Annotated in this window: 21 protein-coding genes; 17 read left to right on the forward strand and 4 right to left on the reverse strand. The window is 66.6% G+C overall.

The features are described from left to right. The first annotated feature begins 29 nt into the window (after positions 1–29). Entirely contained in the window at positions 30–998 is a 969-nt protein-coding gene (locus ACOI2T_RS03145) for a TerC family protein (protein WP_409502612.1), read from the forward strand. A gap of 63 nt (positions 999–1,061) precedes the next feature. Continuing rightward, positions 1,062–1,460, forward strand: coding sequence for a hypothetical protein (locus ACOI2T_RS03150; protein ID WP_409502613.1), 399 nt, complete (start codon positions 1,062–1,064; stop codon positions 1,458–1,460). On the opposite strand, the gene ACOI2T_RS03155 is transcribed toward ACOI2T_RS03150, so the two are convergent. Then, positions 1,442–2,596 carry a serine hydrolase domain-containing protein gene (locus ACOI2T_RS03155; protein WP_409502614.1) on the reverse strand — a complete coding sequence of 385 codons (1,155 nt, stop codon included), beginning with the start codon at positions 2,594–2,596 and terminating at the stop codon, positions 1,442–1,444. The two genes, ACOI2T_RS03150 and ACOI2T_RS03155, sit on opposite strands and share 19 nt — an antisense overlap. Before the next feature lie 119 nt (positions 2,597–2,715). Here ACOI2T_RS03155 and ACOI2T_RS03160 point away from each other — a divergent pair, with 119 nt between their 5' ends. From ACOI2T_RS03160 to ACOI2T_RS03190, 7 genes are all read left to right on the forward strand, one after another. Next, positions 2,716–4,314: an aldehyde dehydrogenase (NADP(+)) gene (locus ACOI2T_RS03160; RefSeq protein ID WP_409502615.1), complete on the forward strand. Its 1,599-nt coding sequence runs from the start codon at positions 2,716–2,718 to the stop codon at positions 4,312–4,314. A gap of 29 nt (positions 4,315–4,343) precedes the next feature. Then, complete coding sequence (locus ACOI2T_RS03165; RefSeq protein ID WP_067850260.1) at positions 4,344–5,267, forward strand: 5-dehydro-4-deoxyglucarate dehydratase; 924 nt, start codon at positions 4,344–4,346, stop codon at positions 5,265–5,267. After that, positions 5,267–6,532, forward strand: coding sequence for a glucarate dehydratase family protein (locus tag ACOI2T_RS03170; RefSeq protein WP_409502616.1), 1,266 nt, complete (start codon positions 5,267–5,269; stop codon positions 6,530–6,532). Before ACOI2T_RS03165 ends, ACOI2T_RS03170 begins: the two co-directional genes overlap by 1 nt. Before the next feature lie 121 nt (positions 6,533–6,653). Then, positions 6,654–6,869, forward strand: a complete 216-nt coding sequence (locus tag ACOI2T_RS03175) for a hypothetical protein (RefSeq protein ID WP_409502617.1) — start codon at positions 6,654–6,656, stop codon at positions 6,867–6,869. 191 nt (positions 6,870–7,060) lie between these two features. Next, positions 7,061–8,281 (forward strand): PP2C family protein-serine/threonine phosphatase, encoded by a 1,221-nt coding sequence (locus ACOI2T_RS03180; protein ID WP_409502618.1) that lies wholly within the window; start codon positions 7,061–7,063, stop codon positions 8,279–8,281. Beyond that, positions 8,278–9,855 carry a sensor histidine kinase gene (locus ACOI2T_RS03185; protein ID WP_409502619.1) on the forward strand — a complete coding sequence of 526 codons (1,578 nt, stop codon included), beginning with the start codon at positions 8,278–8,280 and terminating at the stop codon, positions 9,853–9,855. Before ACOI2T_RS03180 ends, ACOI2T_RS03185 begins: the two co-directional genes overlap by 4 nt. Next, on the forward strand, positions 9,852–10,295 hold the full coding sequence (locus ACOI2T_RS03190) for a response regulator (RefSeq protein WP_067850241.1): 444 nt from the start codon (positions 9,852–9,854) through the stop codon (positions 10,293–10,295). The genes ACOI2T_RS03185 and ACOI2T_RS03190 overlap by 4 nt, the downstream gene beginning before the upstream one ends. Here ACOI2T_RS03190 and ACOI2T_RS03195 read toward each other — a convergent pair. Both ACOI2T_RS03195 and ACOI2T_RS03200 read right to left on the reverse strand, forming a co-directional pair. After that, entirely contained in the window at positions 10,268–10,741 is a 474-nt protein-coding gene (locus ACOI2T_RS03195) for an ATP-binding protein (RefSeq protein ID WP_409502620.1), read from the reverse strand. The genes ACOI2T_RS03190 and ACOI2T_RS03195 overlap by 28 nt on opposite strands. 33 nt (positions 10,742–10,774) lie before the next feature. Further along, the gene (locus ACOI2T_RS03200; protein ID WP_409502621.1) at positions 10,775–11,167 is read right to left on the reverse strand and encodes an STAS domain-containing protein; all 393 of its coding nucleotides are present in this window, start codon (positions 11,165–11,167) and stop codon (positions 10,775–10,777) included. A gap of 206 nt (positions 11,168–11,373) precedes the next feature. Between ACOI2T_RS03200 and ACOI2T_RS03205 the strand changes: the two genes are divergently transcribed. Beyond that, positions 11,374–12,300, forward strand: a complete 927-nt coding sequence (locus tag ACOI2T_RS03205) for a LysR family transcriptional regulator (RefSeq protein WP_067850237.1) — start codon at positions 11,374–11,376, stop codon at positions 12,298–12,300. Here the strand turns inward: ACOI2T_RS03205 and ACOI2T_RS03210 are convergent. Next, the gene (locus tag ACOI2T_RS03210; protein WP_409502622.1) at positions 12,297–13,274 is read right to left on the reverse strand and encodes a 2-hydroxyacid dehydrogenase; all 978 of its coding nucleotides are present in this window, start codon (positions 13,272–13,274) and stop codon (positions 12,297–12,299) included. The genes ACOI2T_RS03205 and ACOI2T_RS03210 overlap by 4 nt on opposite strands. A 317-nt stretch (positions 13,275–13,591) precedes the next feature. Here ACOI2T_RS03210 and ACOI2T_RS03215 point away from each other — a divergent pair, with 317 nt between their 5' ends. From ACOI2T_RS03215 to ACOI2T_RS03245, 7 genes are read left to right on the forward strand one after another with little or no spacing between them, the layout of a single operon-like run. Then, entirely contained in the window at positions 13,592–15,142 is a 1,551-nt protein-coding gene (locus ACOI2T_RS03215; protein WP_067850233.1) for an ABC transporter substrate-binding protein, read from the forward strand. Between the two features lie 19 nt (positions 15,143–15,161). Beyond that, positions 15,162–16,091 carry an ABC transporter permease gene (locus ACOI2T_RS03220; protein WP_409502623.1) on the forward strand — a complete coding sequence of 310 codons (930 nt, stop codon included), beginning with the start codon at positions 15,162–15,164 and terminating at the stop codon, positions 16,089–16,091. A 12-nt stretch (positions 16,092–16,103) separates the two neighbouring features. Further along, positions 16,104–17,096, forward strand: a complete 993-nt coding sequence (locus tag ACOI2T_RS03225; RefSeq protein ID WP_067850229.1) for an ABC transporter permease — start codon at positions 16,104–16,106, stop codon at positions 17,094–17,096. Positions 17,097–17,107: 11 nt separating this feature from the next. After that, positions 17,108–18,088, forward strand: a complete 981-nt coding sequence (locus tag ACOI2T_RS03230; RefSeq protein WP_409502624.1) for an ABC transporter ATP-binding protein — start codon at positions 17,108–17,110, stop codon at positions 18,086–18,088. Then, a complete protein-coding gene (locus tag ACOI2T_RS03235; protein ID WP_409502625.1) occupies positions 18,081–19,064 on the forward strand; it encodes an ABC transporter ATP-binding protein in 984 nt (327 codons plus the stop codon). The genes ACOI2T_RS03230 and ACOI2T_RS03235 overlap by 8 nt, the downstream gene beginning before the upstream one ends. Then, positions 19,022–19,783, forward strand: a complete 762-nt coding sequence (locus ACOI2T_RS03240; RefSeq protein WP_409502626.1) for a sulfite exporter TauE/SafE family protein — start codon at positions 19,022–19,024, stop codon at positions 19,781–19,783. Before ACOI2T_RS03235 ends, ACOI2T_RS03240 begins: the two co-directional genes overlap by 43 nt. 1 nt (position 19,784) lies before the next feature. Continuing rightward, on the forward strand, positions 19,785–20,585 hold the full coding sequence (locus ACOI2T_RS03245) for an IclR family transcriptional regulator (RefSeq protein ID WP_421875801.1): 801 nt from the start codon (positions 19,785–19,787) through the stop codon (positions 20,583–20,585). Positions 20,586–20,594 lie beyond the last annotated feature (9 nt).

Below are 20,594 nucleotides of genomic sequence, written 5' to 3' on the forward strand. Positions count from 1 at the left end.
GGCGTTGTTTGGCGACCGGAGGTATTTGCATGCAGGTAACCCAGCTCGAATGGATCATCACGCTCACCGTGACGATCGCCGTGCTGTTGTTCGACGTGATAGTGATCGGGCGACGGCCACATGAACCGTCAACCCGCGAGACCGCGACATATCTGTCGATCTACATCGGCATGGCGGTCCTGTTCGGGGTGTGGGTTTGGCTCTTCCACGGCAGTCAGTTCGGGCTCGAGTTCTTTGCCGGATGGTTGACGGAATACAGCCTGTCGGTGGACAACCTGTTCATCTTCCTGATCATCATGGCCAGCTTCAAAGTGCCGCGGATCTATCAACAGCAGGCGCTGCTGGTCGGCATCATCCTGGCGCTGATCTTCCGTGGCATCTTCATCGCACTGGGTGCCGTTGCGATCAACCAGTTCTCGTGGGTCTTCTACATCTTCGGCGCGTTCCTCGTCTACACCGCGATCGGTCTGGTCAAAGACACCGACCACGACGACGACGGTGACAACGCGGTCGTGCGATTCGCCCGCAAGCACCTGCGCACCACCGACAAGTGGGACGGCCTGCGCTTGTGGATCAACGAGAACGGCACGCGGCTGATGACGCCGATGTTCTTGGTGATCGTCGCGCTGGGCACGACGGACCTGCTGTTCGCGCTCGACTCGATCCCGGCGATCTACGGCCTGACCCAGGAGCCCTACCTGGTGTTCACCGCCAACGTGTTCGCCCTGATGGGTCTGCGCCAGCTCTACTTCCTGCTCGGCGACCTGCTCAAGCGGCTGGTGTACCTCTCCCAGGGGCTCGCGTTCATCCTCGCGTTCATCGGCGTGAAGTTGATCCTGCACGCCCTGCACGAGAACGAACTGCCGTTCATCAACGGTGGTGAGCCGGTGCACGTGCCCGAGATCCCGACGCTCGCGAGCCTCGGCGTGATCATCGTGACGCTGCTGGTGACGACCGTCGCGAGCCTCTACAAGACGCGAGTGCGCGACGCGAAATAGTCCCTTGGATTCGGCCTGAGCACAACTCTGGGCAGGTGCGGTATTCGCACGTAGCGTGGCGAGGTGCGGATTTTTGTGGCGGACGCCGGGACCTGGACTGAGCTGACCGACGGCGGTGAGCCGACGGTCCGGATCTCGGCGCCCGACCTCGCGCAGGCCCGTCGGCTTCGCACCCGCATCCGATCGGAGGATGCGGGTGCCTCGGTCGTGCTGGATGTCACGGTGGCCGTCGCTGGGGACTACCGGTCCGCGCGGCGGGGCTTGGAACTGGCCGGTTCCGACGCCACGGTGCGCTATGTCGGCACAGTCGACGGGCTGGCGGGCCTGATCGCCGACATCGAGTCGGCCGGTGTCGCCGACGGTGTGACGCTGCTGCCCGCCACGCCCGGATCGGATCCGCGCGCATTGGCCGCCGACGTGCTGCGCCGGTTGGAAGCTCGTTCTCAGGCGAGGGCTTCGTAGATCAGCTGGGCGTAGCGGTTCGTGCGTTCGGTTCCGGTGGTGCCCGGACCCATCCTGTTCATGACGTAGGAGCTGGTGGCGCGGCGCTCGGGGTTCATGACGACCATCGAGCCGCCCCAGCCGCCCCAGAAGCAGACCTTCTCGTCGGGAATGGCAGGCACGCTCACCGGTTCGGGTAGACCGAAGCCCATACCGAACCGCAGCGGAATCATCAGCACCTGGTCGATGCCGTTCGATTGCTCCTCGAAGATGAGATCGATCGTCTCCGGACTGAGCAGTTGAGCTCCGTCGCGCTTGCCGCCCAACGAGATTGGCGACAGTGCTTGCGCGAGAGATCGCGCGTTGCCGTGGCCGTTGGCCGCGCCGATATCTGCGCGGCGCCATGCCGTGGTTTCGGCCAGCGCCGCGCCGTTGGCGTCGGGCGGCAGCGGCGCGGAGAACGTCTTGCGTGCCGGATGCTCCTCCGGCAACACGTCGAGCGCCACGGGCAACGGCGGCGGCGGTATCAATTCGGCGATGCGGTGGTCGTCGTCGGCGCGCGCCCCGATCTGAATATCGGCTCCGAGCGGCTCGGCGATTTCCTCACGGACGAACTGTTTCAACGACTTTCCGGTCACCCGCCGCACAACCTCGCCGATCAGGTGGCCGTAGTTGACCGCGTGGTAGCCCGAGGCCGATCCGGGTTGCCACCAGGGCGCTTGCCGGGCGAGCTGCGCGGTCGCCTTCTGCCAGTCGTAGAGATCGTCGATCGAGAACGGCGCGTCCCAGCCCGACACCCCGGACGTGTGCGACAGCAAGTGCCGCACTTCGATGGCCTGTTTGCCGTTCTCGGCGAACTCGGGCCAGTACTTGGCCACCGGCGCGTACGGATCGAGCGCGCCACGGTCGATGACCATCAGCGCCGCCAGCGCGGTGAGCGTCTTGGTGCACGAGAAGACGTTGACGATGGTGTCTTCGGCCCACGGAACAGTGCGAGCCGCGTCGGCGTACCCGCCCCAGATGTCGAGCACGAGTTCGCCGTCGACGTCGACGGCGATCGCCGCGCCGGTTTCCTCACCGGTGGAAACGGCCTCGGCCAGCGCGTCGCGAACGGCGGCGAAACGGCGGTCACAGTGGCCCTGCACGAGGTCTTCCATCGCCACATCATGAGCGAAGGACGAGGCTTGCCGATGCGAATCCAACTAATACAACCAGTGCATCAGTAAGCCGCAAACTTGACTTGGACATGTATTTATTGGGGTCGTACGGTGCCACTATGACATCCATGGTGCAGACGACAGACCTGACCGGGCAGATGTTGATCGCGGGCAAGCCGGTGCGCGGCACCGGCACCGAGATCCGCGGCATCGATCCGCAGAGCGCGGCCGCCCTCGAACCCGCCTACGCGTACGGCGACAGCTCGCACGTCGAAGCCGCGTGCGCCGCTGCCGCCGAAGCGTTTGCCGCATACCGCGGCGCACCGATCGAAACGCGGGCCCGCTTCCTGGAGGCCATCGCGTCCAACCTGGAGTCGATCAGCGATGCCCTGGTCGACCGCGCACACGCCGAGAGCGGCTTGCCCCGCCCGCGCCTGACCGGTGAGGTCGGGCGCACCGCAGGCCAGCTGCGGTTGTTCGCCGGCGTATTGCGCGAGGGCAGCTGGAACGAGGCCCGCATCGATCCCGCTCTCCCTGACCGCACCCCGCTGCCGCGTCCCGACATCCGCCAGCGCAGCGTGCCGCTCGGCCCCGTCGCAGTGTTCGGCGCCAGCAACTTCCCGCTGGCCTTCTCGGTGGCCGGTGGCGACACCGCCTCTGCGCTGGCCGCCGGATGCCCCGTCGTGGTCAAGGCACACGACGCCCATCCCGGCACCTCCGAACTGGTCGGCCGCGCCATCACCGACGCGGTCGCCGCGTGCGGTCTGCCGGCAGGCACCTTCTCCCTGCTCTACGGGTACGGGCCGGAGCTGGGCACCGCGCTGGTCACCGATCCCCGCATCAAGGCGGTCGGATTCACCGGATCGCGCGGCGGTGGCATGGCCCTGATGGCCGCCGCGGCAGGCCGGCGCGAACCGATCCCGGTGTACGCCGAGATGAGCGCCATCAACCCCGTCTTTCTGCTACCGGGTGCCCTGGCCAGTCACGGTGCCGACCTGGGCCGTGCGTTCGTCGGCTCCCTCACTCTGGGCTCCGGACAGTTCTGCACCAACCCGGGCCTCGTGATCGCCGTCGACGGTCCCGAGCTCGACGCGTTCGTCGCCGCCGCCGGGGAGGCCGTCGCGGCGACCGCCCCGACCGCGATGCTGACGCCGGGTATCGCCGACAGCTTCCGCACCGGTGTCGCAGCCCTCGAAAAGGAGGCAGTGCTGATCGCCCGCGGATCCGACGCCGACGCCCCCGCGGTGTCCTGCCGGGCGGCCCTGTTCACGAGCGACGCGCCGACCTTCCTGGGTTCGGAGGCGTTGCAGGCCGAGGTGTTCGGTGCCTCGGGTGTCGTGATCCGGTGCGCCGACGCCGCCGAGATGCTCCGGGTCGCCGCCAACGTGGAGGGGCAGCTCACCGCGACCATCCACGCCGACGAGTCCGACCACGACCAGGCCGGTGACCTGCTGGAGGTCCTCGAGCTCAAGGCGGGCCGAATCCTGTTCAACGGCTGGCCGACCGGTGTCGAGGTGGGCCACGCCATGGTCCACGGCGGGCCGTTCCCGGCCACCTCCGACTCGCGTACCACCTCGGTCGGTGCGCGCGCCATCGAGCGGTTCCTGCGGCCGGTCTGCTACCAGGACGCTCCGAAGTCCTTGCTGCCCAGTGCTGTTGCGGACGGAAATCCCGACGGGCTGTGGCGGCGCATCGACGGCCAACTCACCAAAGACTGACCACCGTAGAAAATCTGAGGAGTAGAAATATGCTCGACGGCGTCTTGTTCTTCCCCGTCACACCGCTCACTGCAGCGGGTGAGGTGGACGTGGACCGGCTCGCACAGCACGTCGCCAAGGGTGTGGACGCCGGGCCCGGTGGTGTCTTCATCGGTTGCGGCACAGGCGAATTCCACGCGCTTGAGCCGTCCGAGATGAGCACCGTCGTGCGCACCGCTGTCGAGGCCGTGGCCGGCCGAGTTCCGGTGTACGCCGGCGCAGGCGGATCGATCGCGTCGGCCAAGACGTTCGCGCGGGTGGCCGCCGAAGCCGGAGCCGACGGGCTGCTGCTCCTCCCGCCGTACCTCGTCGAGATGCCGCAAGCGGGCCTCGTCGGCTACACCCGTGAGGTCAGCTCCGTCACCGACCTGCCGCTCGTCGTTTACAACCGCAACAACGCGCGCTTCAACGAAGCATCGGCGGTCGAGGTCGCGCAGCTGCCCAATGTCGTCGGATTCAAGGACGGCACAGGCGATTTCGATCAGGTCGCCCGTATCGTTCGGGCGGTGACCGATGCGCTGGCGCCCAGCGGCAAGCCGTTCCAGTTCTTCAACGGCCTGCCCACGGCCGAGGTGTCGCAGCAGGCGTACCGCGCCATCGGCGTCACGCTGTACTCGTCGGCCACCTTCGCGTTCGCGCCCGATCTGGCGCTCGCGTTCTACCAGGCGCTGGAGACCGGCAACGAGGCGCTCACCGCCGCGCTGCTGCGCGAGTTCTACCACCCGCTGGTACGGCTGCGCGACAAGGTGCCCGGCTACGCGGTGTCGCTGATCAAGGCCGGCGTCACGATGGAAGGCCTGCCTGCCGGGCCGGTGCGGCCCCCGCTGGTCGACGCCAGCCCCGACGACGTCGCCGAACTGCAGCGCATCCTCGCTGCCGGCCGTGCGGTGATCGCCGACGCCCTGGTGCACTGATGGCGGAAAACCGGATCCGCATCACCGGCGCTCGGATCACGCCGGTCGCCTTCGCCGACCCGCCGCTGCTCAACACCGTCGGTGTCCATCAGCCATATGCGCTGCGCGCGATCATCCAGCTCGACACCGATGCCGGGCTGACCGGCCTCGGCGAGACCTACGCCGACACGCGCCATCTCGAGCGGCTCACCGCGGCGGCAGACGCCATCGTCGGCCAGGATATCTTCGCGCTCAACAACATTCGTGCGGTCATCGCAGATCGGCTGCGCGGTGACACCGCCGCGGTCGGCACCGCGGGCATGATCACCTCCGCCAGCGCGGTCGATCAGGTGTTGTCACCGTTCGAAGTGGCCTGCCTGGATGTGCAGGGGCAGGCGACCGGCCGGCCGGTTTCGGATCTGCTCGGGGGAGCGGTGCGCGAGGAAGTGCCGTTCAGCGCCTACCTGTTCTACAAATGGGCGGGGCATCCCGGTGCGGAACCGGACGGCTGGGGTGAGGCGCTCGACCCGGACGGCATCGTCGCGCAGGCTCGCCGCATCGTCGACGAATATGGCTTCACCGCAATCAAACTCAAGGGCGGCGTGTTCGCGCCCGAGGAGGAGATGGCGGCCATCGAGGCACTGCGCGCCGAGTTCCCCGATCACCCGCTGCGCCTCGACCCCAACGCGGCTTGGACGCCGCAGACCTCGGTCAAGGTGGCCTCCGGACTGGCCGGTGTCCTGGAGTATCTCGAAGATCCCACCCCGGGCCTTGACGGCATGGCCGAGGTTGCCGCGCAGGCGCCCATGCCGCTGGCCACCAACATGTGCGTGGTGGCGTTCGACCAGCTCGCGCCCGCGGTCGCCAAGAAATCGGTGTCGGTCGTGCTGTCCGATCACCACTACTGGGGTGGGCTGCAGCGTTCGCGGTTGCTGGCCGGCATCTGCGACACGTTCGGGCTCGGCCTGTCCATGCACTCGAATTCACATCTGGGCATCAGCCTGGCCGCGATGGTCCACTTGGCTGCTGCCACACCGAATCTCACCTACGCATGCGACACGCACTGGCCGTGGAAGACCGAGGATGTCGTCAAGGACGGCGCGCTGGTGTTCCGCGACGGATCGGTGCCGGTGCCAACGGCGCCCGGCCTGGGCGTGCAGATCGACGACGACAGCCTGGCCGCGCTGCACGAGCAGTACGTGCGTTGCGGCATCCGGGATCGCGACGACACCGGCTACATGCGCAGCGTCGATCCCTCATTTGAGGCGGCCGCACCGCGCTGGTGATTCTGGTCGGCCAGGAGGGCCTGTGGTACGCCGCTCAGCTTCTTGAAACGCTCCGCACGGTCTACCGCTGCCAGTAAAGTGCCTCGAACGCCGCCCGAAGGGCCCGCGTGGGGAGGTGCTGATGAACCATTTGCGCACGTTGATTCTTTTCGGCGCTTTTGCCGCCGCCATTTCGATGAGTGACGCAGCGGTGGCCGGCGCCGACGACTACATCGACTTCGGGACGAATCAGACGGCCTGCAAGAGCGCGGCGAAACAGGCGAATGCTGCAGGCAACAGCTACTCGTATTGCTACGAGACGGGGCCTGGCCACTACACGTTGTACCTCGCGGATTGACGGACCGTCTGTCGCGTCGACGGTGCGGCCCGAAGTCGATACAGACATGCGCAGGGCGCCGCCCCTTGGCCGGGGTGAGACGCTCCCGATGCTGAATTGACGCCGGTGACTGGGTATTGTCGAGAAGTTGTCACTAAAGCAGGGGTCAGCGCGACCGGGGTGACCGCATTTCGTAAAGGACGTGATTTCCCATGCGCGCGCCGCTAGACCCGCAGCTTATGGCTGCGTCCACCACGGGTGTCTTCAGCACGCCCGGTGCCCACCGGCTGTCGTTGTTGCTGGTCGAAGACGATCGCGCGGACGCGTTGCTGGTGGAAGAGCTGATCGCGGATGCCGCCGCAGACATCGACTTCATCTGGGCACAGTCGATCTCCGACGCCGAGCGCATGGTGGCCGACCGCAGGCCCGACTGTGTGTTGCTCGATCTGAACCTGCCCGACGCGACTGGTATCGACGCCCTGCACCGGCTGGGCCGGCGCGATTCCACGATCCCGATCATCGTGCTGACCGGACTCAATGACGAGCACTTCGGTATCTCGGCCGTCGCCTCAGGTGCACAGGACTACCTCGTCAAAGGCCGTGTCGATCCCGAGATGCTGCGGCGCGCTGTCCTTTACGCGATCGAACGAAAACGTGCCGAACTCACCGCGGTCGACCTGCACGCCAGCCGGCTGCGCGAGCAGGAGAACGCGCGTCTCGAGCGGGGTTTGCTGCCGTCCCCGTTGCTCCATGAGAACCCAGGTGTCGAAATCGTCACGCAGTCGCTCCCGAGCCGGCGCGACGCCCTGATCGGCGGCGACTTCTATGACGTCGTTCAGACACCCGACGGCACCGTCCACGTGATGATCGGTGACGTGTCAGGCCACGGCCCGGATGAGGCCGCTGTCGGCGTGGCGTTGCGTATCGGTTGGCGGGCCCTGACTTTCGCGGGTCTGCGCGGCAACGAACGAATGCACCAACTCGACCGCATCCTGACGACCGAGCGTCCTGGCCGCGGGATCTTCGCGACCCTGCTGAGCGTGGCTCTGGATCCGTCCAGCGGGCATTTCACGGCCGTCCGAGCCGGCCACCCCGGCATGCTGCTGCATGGCACGGGCACCGTGGATTGGCTTGAGCCACCGGCCGGCGCGGCACTCGGACTCGGCGCCACGGAGTGGCCGGTGAACCGGCTGCAACTCGACGAGGGCCACGGCATCGTGCTGCTCACGGACGGGCTGTTCGAGGGGCACGCGGGAGACGGGGATGAACGGCTCGGCGAGGACGGCCTGCTCACGATGGCCCGCTCGCTGGCACACCTGCCCGGCCCGGAATTCGTCGACAACCTGATCCGCCAGGCCGAATCCCGCGCGCAACCGCACGGCGGGCTCACCGACGACATCGCGGTCATCCGTGTGGAGCGATCATCGACATGAAACTCACGGTGCAAGGCTGGCTGAACCTGGCGTTGTCGATCATGGGCGCTGTCGTCCTGTCCGGCGCGGTGGCAGGCGGCCTTCTGATGAACCGTACTGACGCGATGACCAGTGAACTCATCGACGACATTCAGCCTGCCCGGGTGGCTGCCTATCAGTTGCAGGCGGCACTGCGGGACCAGGAAACCGCGGTCCGTGGGTACGCGATCGCCGCGGACCGCCAGTTCCTTGGACCGTATGACGAGGGTCGGCAAGCGGAAGCGGCTGCGGCGGAGGAAATCCGGAGGCAACTGGCCGGTCGCAGCGACCTGATCGCCGACCTCGACGCGATCGAGCGGGCCGCCGCCACGTGGCGGACGACGTATGCCGAGCCCCTCGTCGCCAGTGTGACCCCCGGCCAGCCCACCGTCATTGACAACAGCATGGCAGAGGGCGGCAGGGTTGAATTCGACCGGCTGCGTGCGTTGTTCGACGTCCAGAACAACCACCTCGCCGAGGCCAGGGACGCGAGTATCGACGATCTCGCGCAGGTCCGCGGCTGGCGGGACGGTGTGCTGATCGCGATGGTCGCGGGTTTCTTCACGATGGCGCTGCTGATCGCGGTGTCGGTGCGCAGCGCCGTGACGCGACCGCTGGGTGGCCTCGCGGCATCGTGCCGCAGGATCACCCAGGGGAACTTCGGCGAACGCATTGTCCCCAAAGGCCCGAAGGACATTCGGGCGATCGCGGCAGATGTCGAAGACATGCGGCAGCGGATCGTCGACGAGCTCGACGCGTCGCGATCGGCCAGCGAGGCGCTGGACGAACAGGCCGCCGAGTTACGGCGGTCCAACGCCGAACTCGAGCAGTTCGCCTACGTGGCCTCACACGATCTGCAGGAGCCGTTGCGCAAGGTGGCCTCGTTCTGCCAGCTCCTCGAAAAGCGTTACGGGGACAAGCTCGACGAGCGCGGCGCCGAATACATCGGCTACGCCGTCGACGGCGCCAAACGCATGCAGGTGCTGATCAACGATCTGCTCACGTTCTCTCGCGTCGGGCGGCTCAACGCGACAAACACCGAAGTGGATCTCGACGCGGTACTCGACCGTGCCATGAGCAACCTGTCGACTGCCATCGATGAGTCGGGTGCTGAGATCGTGCGCCCGGCGCAGCCGCTTCCTCATATCGATGGCGACCCGACACTACTGACGATGGTGTGGCAGAACCTCATCGGCAACGCCGTGAAGTTCCGGCAGGCCGACGTCGCGCCCCGGATCGTCATCGATTACTGGTCGGGTACGGGTAGCGATTCCGACAACTGGGTATTCTCGGTGACGGACAACGGAATCGGCATCGCCGAGGAGTTCGTCGACAAGGTGTTCGTCATCTTCCAGCGGCTACATGGCCGCGACGTGTACGGGGGAACGGGCATCGGCCTCGCGCTCTGCAAGAAGATCGTCGAATACCACGGCGGGAGCATCTGGATCGACACGTCCTACACCGGCGGCACGCGATTCTTCTTCACCCTGCCCGCAACACCGACCACCGAGCCGAACGAGGTTCCCACGGGCCAACTGGAAGGAATACCGGAATGACCGATCCCGACACTCGAGCGATTGACATCCTGCTGGTGGAGGACGATCCCGGCGATGAGCTCATCACCCGAGAAGCCTTCGAGCACAACAAGATCAAGAACAACCTGCACGTCGCCCACGACGGCGAGGAGGGCCTGGACTTCCTCTACCGGCGCGGCGCGTACGAGAACGCGCCGAGGCCGGATCTGATCCTGCTCGACCTCAACCTGCCGAAGTACGACGGACGGCAGCTGCTCGAGCAGATCAAATCCGATGCGGACCTGTGCCACATCCCGATCGTGGTGCTCACGACTTCGTCGGCGGAAGAAGACATTCTGCGTAGCTACAAACTGCACGCCAACGCCTACGTCACCAAACCCGTTGACCTGGACCAGTTCATGAGTGCGGTGCGCCAGATCGACGAGTTCTTCGTTCAGGTGGTGCGGCTCCCGCAGTTCTGAGCCGCCACGTCCACTGCCGTCGGTATCGCCGAGATGTCTTGCCACTGCAGGGATACCCGCGTGCCCGCGGCTGTCGAGTCGATGACGGCTCGGTCGGTGAGTGCGTGCATCAGGGGTATGCCGCGGCCACGGGCCGGGTCTTCGGTCTTCTCGCTGATCCGCCAGGCGCCCTCGTCGGTCACCGTGACGGTGAGGGTGGCCGCGTCCCGGTCGTAGTCGGCACGCACATGCATGACCCCGGGCTCGGCCGCCCCGACGTAGGCGAATTCGGCCGCGTTGGCGAGCGCCTCGTTGACGGCCAACAACACATCGCTGGTTTTGACCGGATCGAGAGTGAAATTTCTTCGCAGCCAATCCGAAAACTCATGCCGCACTTGCGCGGCCCGTTCGGGGGCAGCGGTGATGTCCACCTTACTGAAGTTCGCTGACTCGGCTGCGTCTGTCATAACGACCTGGTGGCTACCCGATTGCGACCGGTTTTATGTCGCCAGGGAAGACAGCGCCTCGTCGAGCGTCGCGAACAAGTCGACGACTTCGGCGATCCCGACGAGTTTGAGCGGCCGGCTGGTGGCGGGGCCGTCTGCGACGACGGCGACTTTCACCTCGGGGCTGAGGTCGCCGTGTGCGGCCACCAGTACGCCCATCCCGGCGGAGGCCAGGAAGTCCACCTCGCTCAGGTCGACCACCACCGCAGTCGGTGAGCTCTTCGCGGCCGAGCCGATCGCTTCTTCGAGCTGCGGAGCGGTCAACATGTCCACCGTCCCTGCCACCGATACCACGCTGATCTCACCGATCCGGCGTTCTTCGACTGCACAGCTGGCCGCCGCTGCAGCGCTGCTGGCTCCAACGGCCGGGTCTGGCTGGCTAGTCATCGTCACCTCCGACGTGTTCGTGGCCCCTGATGGCACTGGCGACGAGTCTATCGACCTCGACGCCGTACACCTTCTTACCCCCGATGGCGGAAACTCACACCTCGCGTTCTCCCGCCGCGACCCCGTGAATGCCCGGCCAGGGCGGCGTCCGTCTCGATTCATGCCGTTAGCGCATTTATCGGGCGCGCGGTCGTTAGGCTGCAGCGATGTTCTCACTGTCGAGGCTGTCGTGTTTCATCGCAGTCGCGGAGGAACTGCATTTCGGCCGCGCCGCGGAACGGTTGCACATGACACAGCCCCCGCTCAGCCGCCAGATCCAGCAGCTGGAGAACGAACTCGGCGTGCATTTGATCGACCGCACCACCCGGTCGGTCACCCTGACGCCGGCCGGGGTGGCCTTCCTTCCCGACGCGCGCCGCATCCTGCAGCTGGCCGAAGGTGCCGCCCTGAACGTAAAACGGGTTCCCGCAGGCGATCTCGGTACAGTGGTGATCGGTTTCACCGCCGCCTCGGCGCACGCGATTCTGCCCCCGCTGCTCGACGCCGCGCGGGCGCAGCTTCCCGACGTGAAGCTTGACCTGCGGGAGATGGTCACCGCCGTTCAGATCGAGGGCCTCATGACCGGCGAGCTGGATCTCGGCATGGCCAGGCCGCCGCTCAAGCGCCCCGGCCTCGTATCCCGCCCGTTGTTGCACGAACAGCTCATCGCCGCTTTACCGGCGTCGCACCCGCTGGTGGATGTGAGCCGCCAGCTCACCCTCAACGACCTCGACGGCCAGGACATGGTCATGTATTCGCCCGTGCAGGCCCGGTACTTCAACGAACTGTTGATCAGCACGTTCACGATCGCCGGCGCGACGCCGCGCTACGTCCAGTACGTCACGCAGGTGCACACCATGCTCGTCCTGGTGCGCTCGGGCATCGGGATCGCGCTGGTGCCCGCGTCGGCCGCGACGCTGCACCCGGAGGGGGTGGTGTTCCGGTCGATCGGCGCGTTCCGGGAGCGCCCGGTCGAACTCGACGCCGTGTGGCGCGGCGACAGCACCAATCCGGCCCTGTTGCGCTTGTTGCGCGACGTACTGCCGCAGCGCGAGTGGACGACCGACGACCTCGTCGAGGACTTCGTCGGTTAACCCCTGCTCGCGGCGGGCATCGGCACCGGCGTGACGAGCTCGCCGGACTGCAGAAACTTGTCGAGGTTGGCGAGGGTGAGTGCCTCCATGGCGGCCCGGGTCTCGACCGTGCCACTGCCGACGTGCGGCAGGAGCACCACGTTGTCCATCGTCAGCAGCGGCTCGGGCACGTTCGGCTCGTCGACGAACACGTCGAGCCCGGCACCGGCGAGCCGGCCGTCGGCCAGCGCTTCGACGAGTGCGTCTTCGTCGACGACGCTGCCGCGCGCGATGTTGACCAGATAGCCGTTCGGCCCGAGGGCGTCGAGCACGTCTCGGTCGACGAGGTTGCGGGTCGCGTTGCCGCCGGCGGCCGCGATGACCAGTACGTCGACCTGCCGGGCGAGTTCGACCGGAGACGCGATGTACTCGTATGGACTGTCGGTGCGTTCGTTGCGATTGTGATAGCTGATCGAGCAGCCGAATGCGGTGAGGCGGGTGGCGATCGCGTTGCCGATGCGGCCGAGCCCGATGATTCCGACGCGGGAACCCGAAACCTTGTGCGTCAGAGGGTAATTGCCGTCGGCGGGCCAACGTCCGGCGCGCAGGTAGCGATCAGCGGCCGAGAACTGGCGAAGCACGTCGATCAACAGGCCGACAGCCGTATCGGCGACGCAGTCACTCAGTACGTCAGGGGTGTTGCTGACCATCACGCCCCTGGCGGCGGCCGCGTCGACGTCGGTGGTGTCATAGCCGACTCCGAAGTTCACGACCGCGCCGAGATTCGGCAGCGCCGCCATGAGTTCCGCGTTCACGCCGGTGCGCCCGGACGTGACCGCGGCGTGGATCCGGGCGCCGTGTTCGGCCAGGAACGCCGCACGCTCGGAGCCGTCGGGCAGGACCAGGGCGTCGTAGGTGTTGAGCAGGGTCTCGGCCAGTGAGGGCTTGAGCGGGCCCACCTGCAGGACGCGGCGGGTGGAATCGGGTGTCGGCACACGTTCTCCTAGGTCGGGATGCACTTACGCTAAGCCTGCCTGCAAATACCCGTCCAACACGGAAATAGCATGGGTTGATACGCAAGCTGCATAATTTGCCCGCACACCAGTGCATTGCCCGCATCGGCCGGTGCTCCTGACGGTAAAATACCAGCTCAGAGCGCTAGTTACGGTGCCCTAACCCCACCGGCTCAGCGGCTCGATGCCCCCGTTTCAGCCGATCTAGGCGGGTTGACGACCTCTGGCGGCCATTCATAGCGTGTGTCTGCGGTCACAACCAGCATCCACATACGTGGACGTCACTATCTGGAGGATCCATGAGGCGCGTCCTTGTCGCTACGGCTGCCGGGCTGGCCGCGTGCTCGCTCACGGCGGGCTGCACCGTCGCCAACACTTCGCATGGCGGCTACGACCCGAACACGCTGCGGATCGTGCTACCCCAGGAACCACCGACGCTCGAGCCCTGCGAAAGCTCGCTGACCTCCACCGGCGTGGTCGTGCGGTCCAACATCACCGAACCGCTCATCGAGCGCGATCCGCAGACCGGTGACCTGCTGCCGCTGCTGGCCACCGGCTGGCATCAAACCGCGCCGGATCGATGGACCTTCGATGTCCGCCAGGGAGTCACGTTCTCCGACGGCACGCCCTTCACGGCCGCCGACGCCGCCTTCTCCATCGACCGGGCCGTCAACTCCGACCTGCAGTGCAACGTCGACGGATACGTGTTCGGCGACGACGTACTCGACGTCTCCGCGCCCGACGACAAGACCGTCGTCGTCGGCACACCCAAGCCAGATCCGATTCTGCCGCTGCGTATTTCGTTCGTCGAAATCGTGCCTAAGACCACCAGCATGACCCAAAAGGTGCGCGAGCCGATCGGCACGGGGCCATATGCCATCGAACGGTGGGACTACGGGCAGAACCTCGTCTTGGCGCGCAACGACAGGTACTGGGGCAAGAAACCGGATTTCGCTCGCGCGGAATACAAGTGGCGCAGCGAGGGCAGCGTGCGGGCGGCCATGGTCGTCAACGACGAGGCCGACATCGGTACGTCGGTGGGGCCCGAGGACGGTGCAGGCGAACTCGGCGTGCCGTTCCCCAACAACGAGACCACGGCGCTGCGCATCACGGCGACCGAGGCGCCACTCGACGACATCCGGATCCGCCACGCCATCAACTACTCGGTCAACCGGACCGGGATCGTGAAAGCCATCTACCGCGGTCTGGGTGAGCCGGCCTCGCAGCTGATCCCCGAGGGTGTCGTCGGCTACAACAAGGACCTGCAGCTGTGGCCCTATGACCCCGACAAGGCCAAACAGCTGGTCGACGAGGCCAGGGCCGACGGTGTCCCGGTCGACCGCCAGATCCGCTTGATCGGCCGCAACAGCCAGTTCCCCGGTGTCACCGAGACCGTCGAGGTGATCCAGAACGAGCTCAGCAAGATCGGCCTCAACGTCAAGATCGAGATGATGGACACCGCCGCACAGCTGCAGTACCAGTTGCAGCCGTTCCCGGCCGGCGCCGGACCGTTCATCGCACTGATCATGCACGGCAACCAGGCCGGAGACGCCGCGTTCAGCGTGGATCAGTACATGCGCAGCGACGGTGCACAGAGTGCCTACGGCACACCGGCTTTCGACAAGAAGATCGAGGCGGCCGGTGAGCTCACCGGGCAACAACGCCAAGATGCCTACGCCAAGATCTTCGCCGACGAACCCGACGAGATCGGCCAGTTCGCATACATCGCACACATGACCGGTGTGCTCGCGAAGTCCCCACGTGTCGATTACCAACCCGACTCGGCGACCGGTGACGAGATGCGGGTGTCGCAGATGACGTTCGCCGCCGACCGCACCGACAAGCAGTGACGAGGAATAGGACCTAGCAATGTTCCCTTTCGTCCGGCGCCGGATGTACACGAGCGCCATCCCGTTGATCATCGTCCTGCTCGGCGTCTTCCTGCTGGCCCGGCTCACCGGTGATCCGACCAACCTGTACCTGCCCGAATCGGCCACGCCCGAGCAGCGCGAGGCCTTCCGTACCGCCAACGGGTTCGACCAGCCGATGCTCGCCCAGTTGATGGACTACTTCAAGGGCGTCATCCACCTCGACTTCGGCACATCCCTGCGGACCGGGGAATCGGCGTCGGAGATGGCGCTGCGCGCCTTCCCCGCAACCCTGCAATTGGCCGTCACCACAATGCTTCTGGCCATCATCGGCGCGGTCATCATCGGCTGCTGGGCGGCCTACCGGCCCAACTCACTGGCCGACCGGTTCTCCAGCCTGCTGTCCATGACCGCGGCGTCGATCCCCGACTTCTGGTTCGCGATCACCGGGGTGTGGTTGTTCGCGGTCCTGCTCGGCTGGCTGCCCACATCCGGTGTGGACAGCGGTGTGCTGTCGTGGATCCTGCCGATCGCGACCTTGATGATCCGCCCGCTCGGCGTGCTCACCCAGGTGGTGCGCGGCGCGATGGTCTCGGCACTCTCGGCGCCCTACATCCGGCTCGCGCGCAGCAAGGGCGCAGGCGATCTGCGGGTCGTCAGCCACCATGCGCTGCGCAACGCGGCCGCCCCCGCCCTCACCGTCGCGGGCGACCTCGCGGTCGGCCTGATCAACGGCGCGGTGGTGGTCGAGGCGATCTTCGGCTGGCCCGGTATCGGCAAGCTCATGATCGACGCGATTCTGCAACGTGACTTCGCGGTCCTGCAGGCAGCCGTATTGCTCACCGCGGTCAGCATTTTCATCCTCAACATCGTCATCGATGCCTGTTACGCGCTACTCGACGCCCGGGTGCGGGAACCAGCGAAGGTTTAGGAGTTCAGCGATATGAGCACACAAATCGACCTGGTGCCGGTGAAGCCGACGACGGCGATCGTCGGTGAGGCGGACACCGAGACGGCGCGCCGCCGCGACCCCGGTGTATGGCTGCGGATGCTGGGCAACGACCGGGTGGCGGCCGCCGCCGCCACCGTGCTGGCCCTGGTGTTCCTCGTCGCCATCTTCGGGCCCATGCTGGTCGGCGATCTCGCCACCGACATCGACCTCGACAACTCCAACCAGGCGCCGTTCACGCTCGCCCACGGCTGGGCCAACATTCTCGGCACCGACCCGCTGGGCCGCAGCATGCTGGCCAGGCTCATCGTGGCAAGCCGCACGACACTGTCGGTTGCCGTTCCGGCCGTGGTCATCTCGGCGGTGATCGGGTCGATGATCGGCATGTGGGCCGGCTTCCACCGGGGCTGGCGCGAGACCGTCGCGATGCGGGTCGCCGACGTCATCATGAGCTTCCCGTCGCTGCTGTTGGCGGTCGTGGTCCTCTACGTGTTCTCACCGAGTGCCGCCAACATCATCCTGGTGCTGGCGATCACCAGGATCCCGGTCTACCTGCGCACCGCACGCGCCGAGTCGGCCGAACTGCAGAGCCGCGTATTCGTCGACGCCGCACGCACATTCGGTGCGGGCGCGAGCTCGATCATCATGCGTCACGTCGTGCCGATCGTGCTGCCCACCCTGCTCACGGTCGCCACGCTGGACTTCTGCTACGTCATGCTGGCCGAGAGCTCACTGAGCTTCCTCGGCATCGGCATCCAGCCGCCCGACATCAGCTGGGGTCTCATGGTGTCGCAGGGCCGCACCTACCTCCACACCGCATGGTGGTTGTCGTTCTTCCCCGGCCTGGCCATCGTCATCACCACGGTTTCGGCCACCATCCTCGCCGCCTGGGCGCGCATCGCCACCGATCCCGGCCAGCGCTGGCGGCTCACCGTCCCGCAGAAACGCCTGTCCCGCTTCACCGGTGCCGCAAAGCGCCTCTCCTGAAGGGATCTGTCATGACCGCACTGGTGGTCGACGATCTGTCCGTCGACATCCGCACCATCACCGGTACCGTCCGCGCCGTCGACAACGTGTCGTTCTCGGCCGAGCGGGGCGAAACCCTGGCGCTGCTCGGCGAATCCGGCTGCGGCAAGTCGATGACCGCGACGGCCCTGGTCGGCCTGCTGGAGCCGGTCGCCGACGTCGTGTCGGGCACCGCGAAGCTCACCGGCAAAGATAGCGAGGTCGATCTGTTCAGTGCCGACCGCAAGAAGCGCCGCGAGATCGCGGGCACCGAGTTGGCGATCGTCTTCCAGGACGCGCTCACCGCGCTCAACCCGCTCTATACCGTGGGAACCCAACTGGCCGAACCGTTCCGGATCCATCGGGGATTGTCCGCCAAGGAAGCAAAACGCAAAGCAGTCGAGCTCATGGCCCGCGTCGGGATTCCGCAGCCCGAGACCCGGCTGAACTCGTATCCGCATCAGTTCTCCGGTGGCATGCGCCAGCGGCTGCTCATCGCGATGGCCGTTGCGCTCAACCCCAGTGTCCTGATCGCCGACGAGCCCACGACCGCACTCGACGTCACCGTGCAGGCCCAGATCATGGCGCTGCTGCGTGACTTGCGCACCGAGTACGACATGGCCGTCGTGCTCATCACGCACGACCTCGCCCTCGTCGCCGAGGAGGCCGACCGGGTCGCGGTGATGTACGCCGGCCAGGTCGTCGAAACCGGTCCGGTCGCAGAGGTTTTCGACAACCCCCGCCACCCGTACACCAAGGGCCTGCTGAACTCGGTGCCGGTCAGCGCGGTGCGCGGCGAGACGCTCAAGTCGATCGGCGGTGCGCCACCGGACCTGCACTCGATTCCGGCCGGCTGTGTCTACCAGGACCGCTGCCCGCTTGCCCGCGACATCTGCATCACCACGAGGCCCGCGCTGCAAGGCGACGGCCGGCGCAGCGCATGCCATTTCCCGGAGGAGGTCACCAATGTCTGATCAGTTGCTGAGCGTCCGCCATCTGCGGAAGTCGTTCCGGGTCGGCAAGAACCGGCTGGCCGCACTCGACGGCATCACCCTCGACCTCGCCCGCGGCAAGACGCTCGGCCTCGTGGGTGAGTCCGGCTGCGGAAAGTCCACGCTGGCACGGACTCTGATGATGCTCGAGCGCCCCGATTCCGGAAGCGTCACATTCGACGGTATCGACCCGTTCAGCCTGCGCGGCAAGGACTTGCTGAAGTTCCGCCGCCGCGTGCAGATGGTCTTTCAGGATCCGTACGCATCGCTGAACTCCCGCATGACGGCGGGCGACATCATCGCCGAGCCGTGGCGCACCCACAAGACGCTGTACCCGAACCGCAAAGACCGCGAGATGCGGATACGGGGACTGCTGGACATGGTCGGGCTCGGCGCCAAGGCCGCCAACAAATACCCGCAGGAGTTCTCCGGCGGACAGCGGCAACGCATCGGTATCGCCCGGGCGCTGGCGCTCAACCCCGACGTGATCATCTGCGACGAACCGGTGTCCGCGCTCGACCTCTCGGTGCAGGCACAGGTGCTCAACCTGCTCAACGATCTGCAACAGGAACTGCAGATCTCCTACATCTTCATCTCGCACGATCTTTCGGTGGTCCGCCACGTCGCCGACCGCGTCACGGTGATGTATTTGGGGCGCATGATCGAAAGCGGGAGCACCGAGGACGTCTACCAGCATCCCCGCCATCCCTACACCGCGGCGTTGATGTCGGCGGCACCGAAACTCGATGCGGCGCAACGCAACGACCGGATCCTGTTGAGCGGCGAGGTGCCCTCGCCGCTGAACCCGCCGTCGGGGTGCCGTTTTCGCACCCGCTGCTGGCAGGCCACCGAGATCTGCGCGACGCAGGCGCCCGATCCCCGGTTCGACGCCGAGGCCGCCGACCACATGTCCGAATGCCATCACCCACTGCGGCCGGCCGTGCCGGTTTCGGCGTGAGCATCGCCGGCTATGTGATCATCGCCGCCGCCATCGTGCTGGCGTCATGCATGCAGGCCTCGATCGGCTTCGGCATGGGAATGCTGGCGGCGCCGATCGTCGCCATCGTCGATCCCGGTCTGATTCCGGGCACCCTGATCATGCTGGCCACCATGGTCACCTTGATGGTCGTGGTGCGCGAGCGCGAGGACATCGACCTGGCAGGCACGGGCTGGGCACTCGCCGGGCGTGTGCCGGGGACCATCGCAGGCGCGCTGCTGCTCGTGGTGCTGCCCGAGCGGACGCTGGCCTATGCGCTGGCCGCGGTCGTGCTCGGTGGCGTCGCACTGACGAGCTTCGGCTGGATACCGGCCCCGCACCGGCGCAATCTGGTGCTGGCCGGGGCCACGTCGGGGCTGCTCGGCACCGCCACGTCGATCGGCGGCCCGCCCATGGCGCTGGTGTGGCAGAACAACACCGGTGCCCGCCTGCGCGGAACCATGAGCGGATTCTTCCTCGTCGGCTCGGTGCTGTCGCTCGTGGTGCTCGCGCTGACCGGATCCATCGACCGCCACACAGTCGTCGTGTTCGCGATGCTGATTCCCGCGTGCATCGCCGGCTACGGGTTGTCGCGGTGGGTCAATCGCCATCTGGACCGGCAGCGCCAACGGTGGGCCGCGATCGTGATCTCTACGCTCGGCGCGGTGGTGCTGATCGTCCGTCAGTTGATCGGGGGCTGAAATGACCGGCGAGGACAGTGTTTCGGTGCGGAAAGTGAAGTCCGCGGTGCGCACCGTGGAGTTGCTCGAATACCTGGCGGCCCGGCCGGACCAGCTGTGCCGTATCCGGGATATCTGTGCGGCACTGGAGATGCCGCGCAGCTCGGCACACGCACTGCTGCGCACGCTGGTGGCTCAGGGCTGGGTCCGCTCCGACGATGCCGGCAGCCAGTACAGCATCGGCGTCCGGGCGCTGCTCGTCGGCACGAGTTACCTCGACGCCGACCCCTACCTGCCGATGATCACGCCCTTTCTCGACGATCTGCGCGGCGACCTCGACGAGACCTTTCACCTCGGCCGACTCGACGGCCATGACGTGGTGTACCTGGCAACCAGGGAATCCCGCCAGTACGTGCGCACGACGAACAAGGTGGGTCGCCGGTTGCCGGCCTACACCACCGCACTCGGCAAGGCGCTGCTCGCCGAGCGCTTCGGCGCCGAGCTCGATGCGCACATCCCGCCGACGCTGACCCCGCTCACCCCGCGCACCGTGACCGATCGGGCCGCACTCGAGGCGTCGCTCGACGAGACTCGGGTCAGGGGATACGCGACCGAGGACGAGGAAAACACCACGGGGATAAAGTGCTTCGCGGTCTCGCTGCGCTACCTGCAGCCCGCGCAGGACGCGATCAGTGCGTCGGTGCCGCTGTCGCGGCTCACGCCGGCCCGCGAACGCGAAATCGTCGACGCCCTGCGCATGGTGTGCGACAAGGTTTCGCGCGTCGTCCGGCCGGTTGCCAACGGGGACAAGTGGTTCGCATGAACACCAGGA

The organism is Mycolicibacterium wolinskyi str. Jessa 2025, assembly GCF_049241375.1.
GTDB classification, from domain to species: domain Bacteria; phylum Actinomycetota; class Actinomycetes; order Mycobacteriales; family Mycobacteriaceae; genus Mycobacterium; species Mycobacterium wolinskyi.